The sequence below is a fragment of the Desulfovibrio sp. UIB00 genome (assembly GCF_022508225.1).
Taxonomy (GTDB): Bacteria; Desulfobacterota; Desulfovibrionia; order Desulfovibrionales; family Desulfovibrionaceae; genus Desulfovibrio.
In genome coordinates, this window is sequence record NZ_JAETXJ010000003.1 from 132449 (window position 1) to 150161 (window position 17713).

Annotated in this window: 15 protein-coding genes; 7 read left to right on the plus strand and 8 right to left on the minus strand. The window is 58.0% G+C overall.

Annotated features, from left to right (window positions below; genetic code table 11):
• Positions 1–15: 15 nt before the first annotated feature.
• The 6 genes from JMF94_RS06155 to JMF94_RS06180 all read right to left on the minus strand — a co-directional run bounded on the left by JMF94_RS06155 (position 16) and on the right by JMF94_RS06180 (position 6243).
• Positions 16–912: a hypothetical protein gene (locus tag JMF94_RS06155; protein WP_240824298.1), complete on the minus strand. Its 897-nt coding sequence runs from the start codon at positions 910–912 to the stop codon at positions 16–18.
• A 292-nt stretch (positions 913–1204) separates the two neighbouring features.
• On the minus strand, positions 1205–1780 hold the full coding sequence (locus tag JMF94_RS06160; RefSeq protein WP_233483897.1) for a TetR/AcrR family transcriptional regulator: 576 nt from the start codon (positions 1778–1780) through the stop codon (positions 1205–1207).
• 216 nt (positions 1781–1996) lie between these two features.
• Entirely contained in the window at positions 1997–4429 is a 2433-nt protein-coding gene (locus JMF94_RS06165) for an AAA family ATPase (RefSeq protein WP_240824299.1), read from the minus strand.
• 9 nt (positions 4430–4438) lie between these two features.
• Positions 4439–5368 (minus strand): hydroxymethylbilane synthase, encoded by a 930-nt coding sequence (gene hemC, locus JMF94_RS06170; RefSeq protein ID WP_240824300.1) that lies wholly within the window; start codon positions 5366–5368, stop codon positions 4439–4441.
• Between the two features lie 9 nt (positions 5369–5377).
• Positions 5378–5611 (minus strand): zinc ribbon domain-containing protein, encoded by a 234-nt coding sequence (locus JMF94_RS06175; RefSeq protein WP_240824301.1) that lies wholly within the window; start codon positions 5609–5611, stop codon positions 5378–5380.
• A 2-nt stretch (positions 5612–5613) separates the two neighbouring features.
• Positions 5614–6243 (minus strand): SIS domain-containing protein, encoded by a 630-nt coding sequence (locus JMF94_RS06180; RefSeq protein WP_240824302.1) that lies wholly within the window; start codon positions 6241–6243, stop codon positions 5614–5616.
• Between the two features lie 117 nt (positions 6244–6360).
• Here JMF94_RS06180 and JMF94_RS06185 point away from each other — a divergent pair, with 117 nt between their 5' ends.
• The 3 genes from JMF94_RS06185 (at position 6361) to gatB (ending at position 10533) form a co-directional block, all read left to right on the plus strand.
• On the plus strand, positions 6361–7236 hold the full coding sequence (locus JMF94_RS06185; RefSeq protein WP_240824303.1) for an NAD(+)/NADH kinase: 876 nt from the start codon (positions 6361–6363) through the stop codon (positions 7234–7236).
• A gap of 77 nt (positions 7237–7313) precedes the next feature.
• The gene (locus JMF94_RS06190; RefSeq protein ID WP_240824304.1) at positions 7314–8975 is read left to right on the plus strand and encodes an ARMT1-like domain-containing protein; all 1662 of its coding nucleotides are present in this window, start codon (positions 7314–7316) and stop codon (positions 8973–8975) included.
• A gap of 124 nt (positions 8976–9099) precedes the next feature.
• A complete protein-coding gene (gene gatB / locus JMF94_RS06195) occupies positions 9100–10533 on the plus strand; it encodes an Asp-tRNA(Asn)/Glu-tRNA(Gln) amidotransferase subunit GatB (protein WP_240824305.1) in 1434 nt (477 codons plus the stop codon).
• Positions 10534–10694: 161 nt separating this feature from the next.
• On the opposite strand, the gene JMF94_RS06200 is transcribed toward gatB, so the two are convergent.
• Positions 10695–11648, minus strand: coding sequence for a hypothetical protein (locus JMF94_RS06200; RefSeq protein ID WP_240824306.1), 954 nt, complete (start codon positions 11646–11648; stop codon positions 10695–10697).
• A gap of 184 nt (positions 11649–11832) precedes the next feature.
• On the opposite strand from JMF94_RS06200, the gene JMF94_RS06205 reads away from it, so the two are divergent.
• The 3 genes from JMF94_RS06205 to ybeY are packed head-to-tail and all read left to right on the plus strand — an operon-like array spanning position 11833 to position 15699.
• The gene (locus JMF94_RS06205) at positions 11833–12831 is read left to right on the plus strand and encodes a PhoH family protein (protein ID WP_240824307.1); all 999 of its coding nucleotides are present in this window, start codon (positions 11833–11835) and stop codon (positions 12829–12831) included.
• Between the two features lie 19 nt (positions 12832–12850).
• Positions 12851–15232: an HDIG domain-containing metalloprotein gene (locus JMF94_RS06210; protein ID WP_240824308.1), complete on the plus strand. Its 2382-nt coding sequence runs from the start codon at positions 12851–12853 to the stop codon at positions 15230–15232.
• Positions 15233–15237: 5 nt separating this feature from the next.
• Positions 15238–15699, plus strand: a complete 462-nt coding sequence (gene ybeY / locus JMF94_RS06215) for an rRNA maturation RNase YbeY (RefSeq protein ID WP_240824309.1) — start codon at positions 15238–15240, stop codon at positions 15697–15699.
• A gap of 35 nt (positions 15700–15734) precedes the next feature.
• On the opposite strand, the gene JMF94_RS06220 is transcribed toward ybeY, so the two are convergent.
• Positions 15735–16850, minus strand: a complete 1116-nt coding sequence (locus tag JMF94_RS06220) for a polynucleotide adenylyltransferase (protein WP_240824310.1) — start codon at positions 16848–16850, stop codon at positions 15735–15737.
• On the opposite strand from JMF94_RS06220, the gene JMF94_RS06225 reads away from it, so the two are divergent.
• Complete coding sequence (locus JMF94_RS06225) at positions 16849–17667, plus strand: biotin--acetyl-CoA-carboxylase ligase (protein WP_240824311.1); 819 nt, start codon at positions 16849–16851, stop codon at positions 17665–17667. The genes JMF94_RS06220 and JMF94_RS06225 overlap by 2 nt on opposite strands.
• The last annotated feature ends 46 nt before the right edge of the window (positions 17668–17713 follow it).

Below are 17713 nucleotides of genomic sequence, written 5' to 3' on the forward strand. Positions count from 1 at the left end.
TGCGCGGCAACAGAGTTATCCCAGCAGGTTATTGACGGTTTCTTCGTAGCTGGACATCCGCGCGTTCACATCGCGGCGCGTGGTTTCAAGATCTTCGCGCGAAGATTTCCACTCAGCTGCCTGTGCGGCAACATTGTTCTGCTCCGGCGTGCGCGAGGCGCTGGCCGCAGGTGTGCTCTTGGGCTGCGCAGCTGCACCCTTTTTGAACTTGGTAGCGCCAGAACTGGACGACGAAGTCGCAGCAGTGGTGGGCTGCGCCGAAGTGTAAGGTTCGGCCAGAGCCTGCTGATACTCGCCGTCCTTCTTGGCCATGGTGGTGGCGGTATCATTCAGGATAAACGAGGTTTCCTCAAGGCCGCTGCGGATTTCATTATACCTGTCCTGAAATTCCATGCGGGTGATCTGCCCGGCCTTGAACTGCCCGGCGGCAAGCTTGAACTGTTCGTCATAGCACTTGGCCGCAACCTTGGCTGCTGCGGTGGAACGGTTCATGCTGGCAGCCTCGCTGCCAAGCTGCTGGCTGTACTGGTGCAGATATGCGGCATCGCGATCCTGAGCTTTGGACTTGCCGTAGACGTTGCCCGCCACAGCGCCCGCAGCGCCGCCCGCAACAGCGCCCGCAACAGCGCCGCTGGCCTTGCCTGTGGCAAGACCTCCAATAAGCGCGCCAAGCAGAGCGCCGCCAACAGCGCCAGCGGCAGTGCTTTTACCCGTGCTGTTTTCGTCCTGCCGCAACTGGTTAACAGGCTGATAGCACTGCGGATAATAATTGACCTTGGTTTTCTGGTCGCCATATTTGCTGGTGCAGCCCGAGATCAACAATCCTGCAGCAAGAAAAAGGCACAAGGGTATGCTGGCAAGCCTTTGCATAAAAACCGTCTCCTCAATAAGGGTTGAGTCTACGAGCGCCACGGCATGTCTGCCCAGAGCTCCCGGCAATCCGCACAGAATAATGGAGCGGATAGAACTGTTCACTCGCGATAATGTACCCTGAACATTTTGAATTTACTTCAAAGCGCTGTGACTCGGCAAGCCCTATTGCCCAGCCGGAGCATCAAGCATGCACAAGATTGTCATGCCAATGCGGATCAGGGGGCAGAACGTTTATGTTTTTCATTGCTGCGCGCGCCAGCCATGCAACAAAAGATGCAAAAAAGCCGCCGATCTTTCGACCGACGGCCCGACTGTGTGCTGCAAACAAGTTCTATGCCTTGATGGAGCGGGAAATGAACTCAAGAACATCTTCGTACAGCGTGGGCATCGCATAGGGGGTCAGCACCCGTGTACGGTTGGAACCGACCATGAGGGAAATGATCACCTGGGCGGTGCTTTTGCTGTCGACCTTCACAATGCTGCCGTCTTCCACGCCCTTGGCAATAACGCGCTCAAGTTCGCTGTGCACCTGCGAAAACATGGAATCCATAATATCGCGGTCGGTCTTGGTTTTCATGTCGCTGTAAGGCGAGCAGCGCACAAGTACCAGCCAGTTGGAATCCTTGTCGATTGAAAAATCAAGGTACGCCCTGCAAAAACGCATGACGCCATCGTAACCACAGGTGGCTTCGGCGGTGGCTGCGCGCAGCCTTACGAGAAAGCGTTCCAGAACATCAAGCCCCGAGGCAAGAAACAGCTTTTCCTTGTTGCCATAGTGGTGGGTCAGCAACCCGAGGGCAACACCAGCTTTATCGGATATTTTTTTGAATGTGGTTTCCACATACCCGCATTCGCCAAAAAGTTCTTTGGCGGCCTGAAGCAACGCTTCTTTCTTGTTTTTGTTCATCACGGCTTTTGCTGGGTTAGAGTGAGGCATAAGGTTTTTCCTTGCGTTGACCCCATTACACATAAAACCCGTAAAGTCAAGGTATGCGTGGGGTTATTGCTTGTTCTCGTGAGCAAAAAGGCAGTAAACTGTTTGCCTGCCCAACGCGGATTTTTATAAAAACCCGCACCCCAAAACGCCTTTAGGGTATTATCTCGCTGCCACGGGCAGCGCCCATTATCCCTCTTTGGATTTTCTGGTGCGTCTAAAGGCATTCTGCGCGTAATCGCCCAGACGCTCTAACCTGCGGTCAACCATGTCGTACAGGCTGTTTTTCGTAAATCCGCCCTGTTTCAGTCTGCGACCGATTGAAAGACCAGTCAAGAGGGCGAGGGCTTCTTCGATGCGCCGCACAGGATAAATAGAGAACTGGCCTTTCTCAACCGCTTCAATAACATTGGGCGCGAGCATGAGGTGATCCACGTTGTCAAAGGGCATGATGACCCCTTGCGTGCCCGTAAGCCCCTGGCTGGCGCAAACATTATAAAAGCCCTCGATCTTGCGGGTAACGCCGCCCACAGCCATGATCTGCCCCGTCTGGCTCACCGCTCCGGTAAAGGCCAGATCAAGGCGCACCGGCACATCGGCAAGGGCCGAGAGCAGGGCGGCAAGTTCCGCGCCAGAAGCGCTGTCGCCCTCGATTCCTGCGTAGCTCTGCTCAAAATAGAGCGAGCCGGAGAGCACCAGGGGCTTTTTGCGCGCAAAAAGATCCGTGAGGTAGCTCTTCAGGATCATCATGGCCTTGGTGTGGATGGGGCCACCCAGCTCGGCCTCGCGTTCAAGGTCGATGATGCCCTCATGCCCCACGCCCACGGTACATGAAATCCTGTGCGGCAGACCAAATTCAAAATCGCCGTGCCACGTGACGGAAAGACCGTTAACCTGACCAATGGCCTGACCCGAGGTCTGCACCTTGATCATGTTGCGGTCGTATTCTTCCATATAGATCTCTTCCACCAGGTTGGCCCGGTAGATGCGCGCCGCGTGAGCTTCTTCCAGCACGGGCGCAGTGACCACATCCTGCTTGCGCATGCGGGCCAAGGCCGAGGCCTCGATCATCAGCTCGCGCAGTTCGGGGAAGCGTAGCGAAAGGCGGCGCTGGTCTTCGCAGATGTGCGACCCGAGGTCGATGAGCCATGCCAAGGCCGTGCGGTCAAAACAGGGGAGTTCTGTTTCCTTGATGATGGTGGCAATGTGCCCGAGGTAGGCGCGCACATTGGCGGCATTGCGCTCTGTGGTGTCGGCCATGTGGGCCTTGATGCGGAAGAGCTTTGAGAACCTGTCGTCATTGACAAGCAGACCTTCATACAATTCTTCATCACCGATCAGCACAACCTTGAGGTTCAGGGGCAGCGGCTCGGGATTGATGCCCTTGGTGCGGATGGGCGTATCCGGGCCTTCGCCGGAATCTTCAATGCGAACCATGTTGGAGCGCAGGGCGCGCAACAGGCCTTCCCAGGCATTGGGATGTTGCAGAAGATCCTCAATATGCAACACCAGAAAACCACCGTTGGCCTTGTGGATGCTGCCCGCGCGGATAAGGGTGAAATCCGTGACCAGCGCGCCCATTTCAGATTCGCGCTCCACGCAGCCGAGCAGGTTCACAGCGGTGGGGTGATCTTCCACAATGATGGGGGCGCCATCAAGCTCGCTGTTGTCCACCAGCAGGTTGACCTCGTAGCGGTAGAGCACAGCCTCCACCGGCGCGCCGTGCGGGTCGCCCAGTGCCCCGCCGTCCCTTTGCAGAAAGGCATCGGTGTTTTTAAGGATGTCTTCGCGCAGGGCCGTAAAGTAGCCATCAAGCCCCTTGACCGGGCAGGCCTTGAGCATGCGCTGTTCAATGGGGTTGAAGAAGGTGGTCAGCACCTGAGTCATGGCTTCGCGTTCCAGGCCGCGCTCGTCGTCCTGGAAGCTTTCTTCCGCCTTGTTCAGCTGCCGCATATAGCCCGACATGGCCTGCACGAGGTTGTCGCCCCGGCTTTTAAGGCTGAGACGCAGGGTTGTGTCGAGCCTGTCGAACTCTTCCTCGCTCAGGCGCTTGCCTTCCACCAGCGGATACAGGGTCAGGCCGCCGCTCTCGTCCATATCAAGGTTGAATCCCTTGTCTACGGCAACGGAATTCATCTTGCGCAGCAGGCCCATGCGGGCGTTCTGGAAGTTGTCCACAATCTTGGCGCGGCGCTTTACGTAGGTGCTGGCCTCAAAACGGCGGGGCAGCTCCTCACGTATATGCTCGATCAATTCCTTAAGGTTCTGCTTTAGCTTTTTCCCCATGCCTGTGGGCAGGGCAAAAAGGCAGGGCCGGTCAGGATCGGAAAAATTATGCACGTATACCAGATCGTCAGGTGTCTGAGCCTTTTTGGCCTGAGGCCCAAGGTAGCTCAGCAACATGTGGCTGCGGCCAAGATCGGCCTCGCCTGACAGGTAGATGTTGTAGCCCTGATTCTTGATTTGCAGGGCAAGGTCCAGCGCCTGCATGGCACGGGGCTGGAATGGATTCTGGCGTCCGTTGCGCGGCAGCGGAATATCCTTGCTCGTTTCCCAGGGAATACGGGCGGGATCTAACGTGGCGTGCAGGCGTGACGCGGGCAGGGGAGCGATAGTTGGCATAGGAAATCGTTATTGTTGGTAAAGTTTTTCCAGAATGGCGCGGCCGCCTCTGGCAAGAAGTGTTTCTGCAAGTTCAAGCCCCACCTGACGGGCCTTGGAGGTGTGGCCCCGCTGCGCCTCGCGCAGAATCAGGCTGCCATCAACCTCTGCCACCAAGCCTTCGAGTACGAAGGTCTCGTCATTTTCAAGGCGGGCATGCCCGGCAATGGGCACCTGACACCCACCCTCAAGCCCGGCAAGGAAGCCCCGTTCGGCTTCAACGCATACACGGGTGGGGGTGTCTTCGATCTCAGCAAGCAGGGCAAACAGATCGTAATCGTCTTCACGGCATTCAATGCCGATGGCGCCCTGGCCCACGGCGGGCAGAAATGTCTGCGGATCAAGGGCGTGCATGTAGGGCGCGCTCAAGCCAAGGCGGTTCATACCTGCGGATGCAAGAATAATGGCGTCATACACGCCTTCACGCAGTTTGCGCAGGCGCGTATCCACATTGCCGCGCAGGCTTTCAATGCGCAGGTCAGGGCGCAGGGCCAGCAACTGGGCCTGACGCCGCAGGCTGCTGGTGCCAACGCATGCGCCCTGGGGCAGGGCCGCAAGGTCGGCATACTTGCACGAAAGCATGCAGTCTGTAGGCGCTTCGCGCTTGGGGATGCACCCCAATATGAGCCCGTCGGGCAGCTCCATGGGCACGTCCTTGATGCTGTGCACGGCAAGGTCGGCCCGGTTATCAAGCAGGGCTTCTTCAATTTCTTTTACAAAAAGGCCCTTGCCGCCCACTTGGGCCAGGGGAACATCCTGAATGATGTCTCCCTTGGTCTTGATGATGACAAGGTCAACGGCCAGTTCCGGGTCAAGCGACTGCAAACGGCTTTTAACGTGTTCTGCCTGCCAGAGGGCCAACTGACTGCCACGGGTAGCGATAACTAGGGATTTACGCATGCCTGCCGCCTAATGTCCGCAGCTTGCGCAGTTGCCGCCAGAACATCCGGCGCAGCCGCCGCCACCGCCGGTCGAAGCCGCGTAATCGCCGCCTTCTGTGCCATTTTTGCGCCGGGCGCAGCAGGACATGAGCTTCTGGGTATCGTTGGAGCCGCAATACGGGCAAGTGGGCGGGGTTTCGTCAAACACCAGTTCTTCAAAATCCCGACCGCATTTCTGGCAAGAATACTCGTAGATGGGCATGGTCAAACCTCGGTTGTGTGTCGCCCTTGCAAATAGGGGGTCAGTGCGACAGCATTTTCAAAAAGATAATAATCCGTCAGTCGGCAAAACAGGTGCCCGGCTGCAAGGTGCAGTTCCTGAACCAGCGCGGGTTCAGCCTGCGGTGCTTCAAGCACCATGTCGCTGTACAGGGCCATTTCGCTGCCGTGCCCGCACAGGCACACGGCAAACTGCCCGCCGCGACGTGCCGCCTCAAGGGCGGCGATAATATTGGCGCTGCTGCCAGTGGAAAAAATCGCCACCAGCATGTCGCCTGGCCGCCCCAGGGCTTCAATCTGGCGCGAAAATACCTGGCTGAAATCAAGGTCGCTGCCAATGGCCGTCAACGAAGTCGCATCGGCAGACAGCGCCAGAGCGGGCAGGGCGGGCCTGTCCATAAAAAATCTGTTCACAAACTCGGCTGCCATGTGTTGGGCTAGTGCAGCGCTGCCGCCATTGCCGCAGAGCAGTATTTTGCCGCCGCCCGCAAGGCACCTGGCCGCGCGCAAGGCCGCCTGACGAAGAAAATCCGCCTGCGAGCGAAAAAAATCTTCGCGCAGGCGCGCGCCTTCGCTGGCATGCTGTTCAATAATATCAAGGGCTGTATCGTGCATGGCGCTCACAATTGCCGAAACGTGACATGGAAGCCTTCTTATTTAAGGCAAAGCCCTGCAACTGACAAGCGCCCACAGGCTTGCGGTAACAGACTTGATAACGTAACTTGCGCAGGTATGCAAAACGCAACAAGCCGACACATACTTCTGGTTTACAAGGCCCGGCACGAAAAGGCTGCGGCTCTTGCCCAAGAAGCCGCCCAGTGGCTGCGCCAAAAGGGGCATGACGTTACGGGTGTGATCTGCGCAGGCACGGACACCCCGGCCTACGCAGCGACGCCCCTTGACTTTGTGGTTGTTTTTGGCGGCGACGGCACCATGCTCGGCGTGGCCCGCCGCCTTGTGGGGCGCAACGTGCCTGTGCTGGGCATCAATTTTGGCCGGATCGGTTTTTTAACCGATGCCCAGCCGGAGCAGTGGCGCGAAAAACTCGAAGAATCCCTCACCGGCATGGAGCCCGTGCGCTCCTGTATGGCCTTGCAGTGGACGCTCACCCGCAAGGGCCAGCAGATTGCCAGCGGTTGCGCGGTCAACGATGTTGTTCTGAGCCGGGGGTCTTTGTCGCGGCTTGTATTGTTTGATGTCTATATTGCCGGCGAGCGCCTTGGCTCGCTGCGCGGCGATGGGATGATCATTGCCACGCCCGTGGGCAGCTCGGGCTACAGCGTTTCCGCTGGCGGCTCGCTGCTGCATCCTTCTATGGAAGCCGTGGCCATCACGCCCATCTGTCCATTCCTCAATACTATTTCGCCCATGGTGTTCCCCGGTGATACCGAGTGCCGGTTCCAGATTTTGCAGGGTTCCACAGATTGCTACCTTACTGTCGATGGGCAGGAAGGGCAACAGCTGGAGCTGGGCGACACCGTGACCGTCAACGGTCTGCCCGATGCCGTGCATTTTCTTGGCAAGGGAACAACTTTCTTTGAGCGTTTGCGTTCGCGCGGCTTTGCCCTGCAAGGCACTGAATGCATCAGGTGCGGGGAAAACGCATGAGCAACGCGATTTCTGTTAATTCGGTTCGCGAGTTTCATTTTGGGGAGAGTGTCCGCTTTGACGCATGGCTTTACAGCATGCTGATGGACAATAACATCGCCTATGGCATGAACCCCGACATTGTGGCCAGCCAGGAACAGATGGCCTTTATGGTCAGCCTTGCGCGCGACCAGGTGTATTTGCCCTGTTCTGACGACACGTTCAAACTGTTGTGCCAGCAGACCGCTCCCGAAGAACTTCGCCGCCAGTATAACCGCTCCTGGCGTATCATCATGCGGCTCGTGCGCTCCTTTACGCCCGAAGGCCAGAAACGCAGGCGTATTTTGCAGTTTTGCCGCTTCCGCTTCAATCAGTATGTTGCCCAGCATACCCTGATTCCTTCGCGGCTGGTCAAGCGCATGACCGATCTTGTGCTCGCCCAGGGCAACCAGCTGGACGACCCCTGGCGGCAATTGCGCAGAATTTCCACCAAACGCCAGCTTGAAATGCTGGATGAAGCCCCGGTGCGCGACAATCTTGCCGCAGTGCCTGCTGATGCCGTGGCGGCCAATTCCATCGCCTCTGTCAGGCGCATGCTCAACTACGTGGAACTTTCGCGCCTGCTGTGCCTTTCGGCCATGTCCCGCCCGTGGGTGGACACGCCGCCAGATGCCGAAACAGTGCGTAAGGCCATGGATACCGCGCGCGAAACCTGCGCCCACTTGCGGCACTATTTTGAGGCCAGCGCGGTCAGATCCGGCACGGTGCTCTTTTTGTGCGACGCTGACGGCGGCGTTGTGTTTGATCTGGCTGTTGCCAACAGCCTTATTCGCATGGGGCATAAGGTCATATTTGCGGTCAAATCAGGCTTTTTCTTTTATTCGCCCACATTGGAAGACATGGAGATTGACCCCTCCATCCGGCAGATGATCGGCGGCGGCACTGTGCAGCACGAGCCGCGCATGAGCAAGAACGAGCTGTTGCGACACCTGCGCGAATACCGCCTCATGGTTATTGGTGATGGAACGCGGGAACGGCTCAATCTATACAGGGTCTCGGTGACATTCTCCCGCGCGTGGAAGGAGGCCGACCTTATTCTGGGCAAGGGCTGGCGCGTGGCCGATGTGCTCATGGGCAGCAGCCACCAGTATACCCGGGATGTAGTCTGCTACTGGCAGGATGATCAGGGCTTTCACATCAAACTGCGCCAGCATGCCGAGAGAGCCCATAAATTCAGCGAGAACGACATTGCCGCCCAGTCGGCAAGCATCATCGCAGGCATGCGCGAGGCCCGCATGCAGGGCCGTACGGTCATGTTTTACAGTTGCGTGATCGGCAGCATCCCCGGCGAGACTGGTACCGCTACCGAGATCGTGCGCGCCTTTGTAGACAATCTGCGTAAAAAAATGGATAATATCCTGATAATTAATCCTGCCGAGCATTTTATTGAAGGCATGGACGGCGACGATCTCATGTATATGTGGGAGCAGGTGCAGCGCAGCGGCTTTATTGATGTGTGGCGGTTTCAGACCGTTGAGGACATTGAGGAAAGCTTTGCCCTGCTTGGTCGCAAGGTGCCGCCGCAATGGTCGGGCAAGGATTCCACCTTTTCCACCGGCTGCACCAAGGAAATGCGTATCGCGCTGGACGTGCAGGCCAAAAACAGGGAAATGCAGATCATCGGCCCCGACCCGCAGCGGTTTTTCCGCAGGGGAGAGTACGGTGTGGGCAAATATTTCGACGCCAGCATCCCCCATTGATGCTTTTGCGTCAAAATGGGCGGCGCAAGCCGCCGGATGCCAGGTTTAGCGGGCGCTTATGCGCAAAGCGGCGCTTTTGCCGCGCAACTACGGGGTGAACCCCGTTGAGGGAGTAATCTGATCTATGGCCGCCTATGAAGCCGTGATTGGCCTTGAAGTGCATGTGCAACTTGCCACGGCCTCCAAACTGTTCTGTTCCTGCCCCACGACCTTTGGGCAGCCCGCCAACGCCAATGTTTGCGAGGTGTGCTCCGGCATGCCCGGCGCTTTGCCCGTGCCCAACCGCCAGGCTGTCCACTTTGCGGCTCTGGTCGGCCTCGCCACCAATTGCGCCATAAATACGCGTTCCATTTTTGCCCGCAAAAACTATTTCTATCCTGATCTGCCCTCCGGGTATCAGATTTCGCAGTTCGAGCTCCCCATCTGCGAACACGGGCATCTTGAAGTGGACGTGGACGGGCGGCGCAAGCGTGTGGGTATTACGCGTATCCACATGGAAAACGATGCTGGCAAGAACATTCATGCGCAGGGCGAAAACCTGAGCTATGTGGACCTCAACCGCGCGGGCACGCCTCTGGTTGAAATAGTTTCCGAGCCGGATATGCGTTCCGCCGCCGAGGCTGTGGCCTATCTTAAGGCTCTGTACAACATCGTGACCTATCTTGGCGTGTGCGATGGCAACATGGAAGAGGGCAGCTTCAGGTGCGACGCCAACGTCTCGTTGCGCCCTGTGGGAACCGAACCCTTCGGCACCCGCACCGAGCTGAAAAACCTCAACTCCTTCCGCAATGTGCAGCGCGCCATTGAGTACGAAATTGCCCGCCAGCAGGATGTGCTGGACGACGGCGACAAGGTAGTGCAGGAAACCCGCCTGTATGATGCCGTCAAGAACACCACTGCCTCCATGCGGAGCAAGGAAGAAGCGCACGATTACCGGTACTTCCCCGACCCGGACATTCTGCCCATAGATATTACGGAAGAAGAAATGACCCGCTGGCGCGCCGAAATGCCGGAGCTGCCCCAGGTTCGCGTTGCCCGTTTTGTGGCTATGGCGGGACTGCCCGAATCCGAGGCAGAAGTGCTGGTGCAGAGCAAGGGGCTGGCCGACTTTTTTGAAGCTGCCGCCGCCAAGGCCGACCCCAAGAAGGTTGCCAACTTTGTGCTTGGGCCGCTGCTGCGTGAATGCAACGCCCGTGGGCTTTCTGCCGCTGACCCCTCCGCCTGGGCCATGAAGCCCGAGGCTCTGGCCGAACTGGTACGGCTGGTTGACGGCGGCACCATCAGCGCCAAGATCGCCAACGATATTTTTGGTGACATCTTTGAGCAGGGCGTCATGCCTGAAGCCTACGTGAAGGAAAAAGGCCTCGTGCAGATTTCCGACACTTCGGCGCTCGAAGCCGCCGTGGATGAAGTCATTGCGGCCAATCCCGCTGAGGTGGAGGCCTATCGCGGCGGCAAGACCAAGTTGATCAGCTTCTTTGTGGGGCAGATCATGCGCGCCACCAAGGGCAAGGCCAATCCTGCTCTGGTGAACGAACTGCTTGCCAAAAAACTGTAAACTCTCGTCAGTAAATAAACGCCCAAGCGGGGATTTCGGTCATGCCGGGATCCCCGCTTTTTTATACTGTTCAAGACAGGTTGCATTTTGGATTTTTAAACGCATAAGGGGCCTCGCGGCCCCTTATGCGCTGATACTTCAGCACAGTATATGCGTAAAAACTAGACGCTCAGGTTCAGGCCTGAAAGCATGGAAAGACTGCTGTTGGAATAGCTGCCGAAAGAATTGGTGGCGTTGCCCGAGCCGGACCACCATGCGGCCATGGATTCCACCTCTATGCGCTTGCGCAGGTCAGAGGGCGAAACCTGCAATGACTTGCGCGCATCATCAAGGCCGGAGAGAGCCTGAATCTGGCCGAACTTTTTTGCCAATGTCGGATTGTTGTCAAAAAACTTCTGTACGGCAGCTTTGGTGGCGGCATCGCTGCTTTCAACCACCAGGCTGCCATCGGACTTGGTTTGCAGGGTAAATTTTGCATCGCTGCTCACAGCAAGGCTGCTCATGCCGCTGTTCAGCGTCTGACCGAGTTTGGAATTGTCCAGCACTGCCTGAATGGCGGCCTTGTTGGCACTGTCCGTACTGCTGGCAGCGGTCAGCTTGCCGCTGCTGTCAACGGTCATTGCCACGGAAGTGCTGGAGCTGACGCCTGCAGCGGTTAGGGCCGTGCGCAGATCCTTGCCAATAGTCGTATTGCTCTTAAGCCAGTTCTGCACATTGGTCTGGTCTGTGGCATTGGCGCTGGTTGCAGTGAGGGAGCCGTCCGCACCTAAAGTGAATGTGACACTTGAAGGGTCGGTGACCCCAAGCTTGGACAGGCCATCCTTGACGGCGGTGTTGAACTCATTATTCAACTGCTCGCGATACTTGGTAATCTGGCTAAATGTAACGCGGCTGCCGCTTTCAAGGCCCATGGCGTCCATGGCGTACTTTGTAAGCTCCACCATGCTGGAAAGCTGGCTGGTTATGCTGTTGCCGCTGAGCATCTGGCTCAACGAACTTGAAGAACTTTTGGAACCCGAAGACGATGAGCTGCCGGAAGTGGAGGTACTCAGCTTCTGGTTCTGCCACTGGTACAGCCCGCTTGTATAGCTGTTTACGCCCGATACGTTGCTCATGATCACTCCTCGGCAGTTTTTGCCCGATCTTGGGGCTTGGGGGTGCCGTATTGTTCACATATGCATATTCCAGGCCAGCTCTATTTTACAGGTGAGGTCAGGCTGGGTCGGCCCGCCCATTAAAAATATACAGGTTCCGAATCCAGTAATGGACAGGCTAACTGAAATAGGCTAGAGAGCGGCTATGGCAGTACATTCCTCCATGCTTGAGACAGTCGAATTCGACGATCCCGCCTTAGCCAATCAGCTATTTGGCCCTCACAATGCGCATCTTGAGCTGTTGGCCGCAGCCAGCGGAGCCTCCATAGGCAGCCGTGGCGCCAGCATTCTTATTGAAAGCCCAGACATGAACACCCGGCAGGTGCTGTGCAATGTTTTTGTGCAGTTGTACGAGCTGCTGCGCGGCGGATTGTCGCTGAGCCAGCAGGATATTGCCCGCAGTTACGAGATGCTGCGCGCGGATCCCGGCCTGAATCTGGAAAAGATTTTCAAGGATGCCGTTTTCGTCAACACCCCGCGCAAAACGGTCACTGCCCGCAATGTTGCCCAGCGCACCTACCTTGATCTGCTGCGGCGCAATGAGCTTGTTTTTGCAGTTGGCCCGGCAGGTACGGGCAAAACCTATCTTGCTGTCGCCATGGCGCTTTCCATGTTTCAGCAGCACAAGGTCAAGCGCATTGTGCTGACGCGCCCAGCGGTGGAGGCGGGTGAACGCCTTGGCTTTTTGCCCGGCGATCTGGCCGACAAGGTCAATCCCTATCTTCGCCCGCTCTATGACGCCCTGCACGACATGATGCCCCAGCCCAAGGTGGCGTCCATGCTTGAAGTGGGTTCCATTGAAGTTGCGCCCCTGGCCTTCATGCGCGGGCGCACCCTTAACGATGCCTTTATTATTCTTGACGAAGCGCAGAACACCACGCAGGAACAGATGAAGATGTTCCTTACCCGCATGGGCTTTGGCTCGCGCATGGTTGTAACGGGCGACACCACCCAGATCGACCTGCCCTTGCAGCCCGGCGGTCAGCGTCCGCGCTCGGGCCTTATCCACGCGCTGAATATCCTTGCCAAAGTTCCAACCATCGCAGTGCATCACTTCACCAAGGCCGACGTAGTGCGGCATCCCTTGGTGGGAGCAATCGTAAACGCCTATGATAATGCAGAAAAAAGCGGCACGTCCAGCTAGCATCCTCGCACTCTTTCGCATGTTGCGGGCCCGCCACCATTGTGGCCTGGGGCTTTCGGTACTTGTGCTCACCCTGCTTTTCATCAGCCTGCTTGCAGGGGCCAATTTTGAAGCCGTGCCCCGCGTGTACGTTGCCGGGCAAGTGGCGGATTCTGATGTCATTGCCGACCGCGACATCCTTGTTGAAGACGTGCAGGCCACCAAGGCCCGGCGCAAGCAGGTGCAGCTTCTGCAACCGCCTGTCTATGATCTGAGTCTTGAGCCCTTTACGGCCTTTCAGAACCGTATTGTGGAGATCATGCGCAGCCTGAACAACGGCATTGATTATCATGTTGGGGTCGAAGGCCCGCTGCACAGGCTGGTGGAAGAACTGACACCCACAGTTGCAGACGAAATTTTGCCGGAACTCGCCCAGCCCGAGGCGCAGACGTATCTGCTCAAGGTGCTGCTGCCCCAGATTCGCGACCATATGGCAGAAGGCCTTGTGGGCGACATACGCTCGGCAAGGGTTGACCGCTCTGGCGTTATTGTGCGCAATCTGGATACGAATACAGAAATACTGCGCCCGGACGTGGTCAATCTGCCCGATGTGCAATCGTATCTGGCGGAAATTTCTGCCCAGATACGGCAGGTTTCCACGCTGAACCCGCAGTCGCGGCGCGCCATCAATATCCTGCTTTCCGCAACCATGCCTTCCTCGTTGACGCTGAACCGGGAATCGACCCAAAAGCGCAGCTCTGCCGTCATGTCCATGGTTGAACCCGTGTATTATCAGATACAGAAGGGCGAAATCGTGTTGCGCAAGGGCGAGAGGGTCAGCCGCGAGCAGCAGATCAAGCTGCAAACGCTTTATAAATCCGCTTCTGACCCCATGCACTGGGACATAGCCGCTGGCGCTTTTTTGTGCTCGCTGGTGCTTTCCATCGGCTTTTTTGTTGCCCCCAGCGGCAAACCCGGCACCCCCCTTCGCTGCAAAGACATGCTGCTCATTTCCTTGCTTCTGCTGCTTTTCAGCGCCGGGGCAAAGGCTGTGTATGTGCTTGGCATGCGCATCGACAGCCATTCGTTCATCAATACGCTGGCCGTGGGCTACCCTGTAGCAGGCGCAGTGGGGCTGGTCGCCATGGTTTTTGCGGCCCGGCGCTACTGCACCATGGCCCTGTTGATCTCGTTTTTTACCATGCTCATGTTTCAGGCGCAGTTTTCGCTGTTCCTGCTCCATTTCCTTGGCGGCATGCTGGCCACATGGCTTGTGACCAACGCCCAGAGCCGACAGGATGTGGTGTGGAGCATTGTGCCGCTGACCATCGGTCAGTCCATCATCTGGTTTGGCGCAACCCTGCTGGCCCAAAGCGCCCCAGGCGTCATGCCCACGCAGTTGCTGGCTGTGTTTATCAACAGCGTGCTCTCGCTCATTCTGCTCTTTGCCGTGAGCCCCGTGCTTGAAATCAGCTTTGGCTACAGCACGCGCTTCCGCCTCATGGAACTTATGAGCCTTGAGCAACCCCTCATGCAGGAGCTTATGGTAACTGTGCCTGGCACCTACCATCACTCCCTTGTGGTCGCCAACATGGTTGAAGCCGGGGCCAAGGCCATCGGCGCCAACAGTCTGCTGTGCAAGGTGGCGGCCCTGTATCATGACGTGGGCAAGCTCTCGTATCCCGAATATTTCATCGAAAACCAGTTTGGCGGGCCCAACAAGCACGACAAGCTGGCCCCGTCCATGAGTGCGCTCATCCTGCTTTCGCATGTCAAAAAAGGCACGGAACTGGCCGAGCGGTACAAGCTCGGGCAGGATATTGCCGACATTATCAGTCAGCACCACGGCACACGACTCATACGCTTTTTCTACCAGAAGGCCCTGAACCAGGGCGAAAAGCCGCGTGAATCCGATTTCAGCTATGTGGGGCCGCGCCCGCAAACCAAGGAAGCCGCCATCCTCATGCTGGCAGACTCCGTTGAGGCATCCAGCCGCACGCTCAACGATCCTACGCCCGCGCGCATCAAGTCGCACATTGACACCATCATCAAGGGCATTTTCTCGGAAGGGCAGTTGGACGAATCGGAGCTGACCTTTAAGGATCTGCACTTCCTGAGCGAAAACTTCCAGCGCATTCTGACGGGTATTTTCCATCAGCGCATTGCCTATCCTGACGCCAGAATCAATGACGCCGCCCGTGCTGAAAACAAGCCCAACGGCAAAAACGGCTCTGCCCCCTCAACACATGGCGCAACGGCCCTTACCCCCACGGGGCATGGCAAACCGTGCGGCGACAAGCCTTGCAACGGAGACAAACCCGTTGCGGCACAATCGCCTGAAGTGAAAGCTCTGACGAGTCAGCCTGAGAGCGCCAAACAGGCTGGCATACCTGCCATCCCTGAAGAAAAGGGGCAGGCATAGGTATCATGGGCGCAGTCAGGGGTAAGCAGCCACAGGCAACCGTGCGCATTTTCTGCCGCTATCCGGCCACAGCATGGATTCTGCCGTTTGACCGCAGGCAGCAGCGCGCTGCCCTTGCGGCCATGCTTGCCGCCGCAGAGCAGGCCAATGTGCCTGTTGTGCCCCCGGCTGTGGAACTGCATCTGATTGATGACGCAGCCATGAGCGCAGCCAACAGGCGCTGCATGGGCTGCCAGGGCCCTACCAACGTGCTTTCCTTCCCCGGTGGCTGCGACAGCCCCGGCACTCTTCTGTTTTCACTGGATACGCTGCGCAGGGAATGCCTGCTGTATGGGCAGGAACCGGGCGAACACGCGCTACGCCTGCTGGCCCACGGAATGGCCCACCTGTGCGGGCTTGACCACAGCGCGCAGATGGATGCGGTGAGCGACTATTTTATGCTCGTCGCCGCCGAAGCAGTGGCTTGATTCGCAGAATTCGCGGTCTGATTGTACAAAATTGGCTAGGCCGCCCACTTTCTGTTCAGTGCCGCCAGGGCCATGCACTGCAATTCGCGCAGCTTGCGGGCTGATTCTTCGCCCCGGTTGTGCCACTCTTCGGGCAGACGCACGGCGTTTATAGCCTTCAGGCTCGGATAGGCCAAACTGCTGATAGGTGAATTGCTGTCGGCATCCGCCAGCTTCCAGAAAGGGCGCGAAAGCCCAAGCTGGTTAACACGCCACAGCAGGTCTCGGCGTGTGCCGGTGCGCAGGGTGGCAAACATGCCTGCCTTCATGTGTTCTTCCGCAGCAAGCGCCCCAGCCCTGGCGTAGACTGACGGCAGCCGCAACCTTTTGGCAAGTGTCAGTGCGAGCGGCACACCGCGCGCCTCATGCCCATAATGATGGGGCAGCAGGGCAGGGTCAGTGCTAATTTTTCCGAGGTCATGGCACAAGGCCATCCACACGGCCATGGCATCGCCTGCGAGTTCGTCCATCAGCCGCAGGCTGTGGCCCAACACGCTGTTGGCATGCCACTTCACGGGGCCTGCGGGAATGTAGCGTGCGCGCTCGTGTTCTTCAAACCAGGGGGACAAACAATCCCCTTGCGCCAGAACGCGAAAGAATCGCGCCGGGCGCGGCAAGGCCAGAGCCTTGAGCATTTCCTTGGCCACACGTTCCGCAGGAATGCCCGCCAGCAAAGCCTTGGGTGTGGCGCGCATCTGTTCAAAAGCCTCGCGGGCTATGCGCCAGTCAGGCCAGCGGGAGGCAAAGCGCGCCAGACGAAAAATTCTGGTGGGATCATCCACAAAGGCCGTGGGCGAAGCCGGACGCATCATTCTGTTGCGCAGGTCGTCAACCGCCTTGGGGTGCATGTACAGCCGCCCCGCGCTGTCGAGCGCAAGGGCATTGACGGTGAGATCCCGCGCTGCAAGATCAGACGCCAGGGTGCCGCCCCTGAGGGGCATGCATTCGCGCCCGCGCCACAGGCAGACATTGACGCTTTTACCCACGCAGACCGCGTCGGGATGCGCGGCCAAAAAGTCGTCCATGCTTCCTGAAAAGGAAAAATCCAGCTCTGTGGGCATACGCCCAAGCAAAAGGTCGCGCATTGCGCCGCCGACGAGGTAGAGTTCCATGACCCCAGTATGTCACAGCCAACCGTTTGAGGGAAGCTCCCCAACTGGCGCTGACAAAAATTTTATTCCGCGTATCTGGCGCTTTGGCGAGGTCGGCTCTTGCCTCGATACCGCTGCAAACCTTGCGGCGCGCGGTTGGCTTGATCCGTGGGACAGTGTTCAGGTTGTCAGCCAGACAGCGGGGCGCGGGCAGTTGCGGCGTCAGTGGCACTCGCCTGCAGGCAACGTGTATGCGGCCCTGCGTCTGCCGCTTGTGCCCCCTTTTGACGGCACGGCGGCGGCCCCGGCAGTGGGTGCCCTGCTGGCGGAGGCTCTGGCAATGGACGGGTGGCAGGTGCGCCTGAAATGGCCCAATGACCTTGTGCTGTGCGCGTCGGAAGCCGAACCCAGAAAACTGGCAGGCATTCTGCTGGAGGAGCGGGGCGGGGTGCTGCTGGCGGGCATTGGTATAAATGTGTGCTGGTCACCCCCAGTGGAACAGATGCGGGAGGACGCCGCTCTGGAGGCAACAAACCTTGCCGCCCAGCATAAATCCACCATTTTTACGCCTCCAGTGGCCGAAGCCTTGTGGCAAACCCTTGTAAAGCGCATGTTTTCAGCTTATATTAACTGCCACTCTTTTCCCGAGGGGTGGAGAGCCCGTGCGGAGTCTCTTTTGCTCTGGCGCGGCGAGAACGTGGAGCTGCGTGACGATGACCGCATCGTACGCGGCTGGCTGGCGGGCCTAGGAACGTCAGGCGGCCTGTGTCTTAACATCAACGGACGGCTTGAGGAATTCATTTGCGGTAGTCTCCGGCTGAGCCCTGCGGGGGAATGACGCGGGATTATGGTCATTCCGGCATGGTTGGGCCTGGGGGCATCGC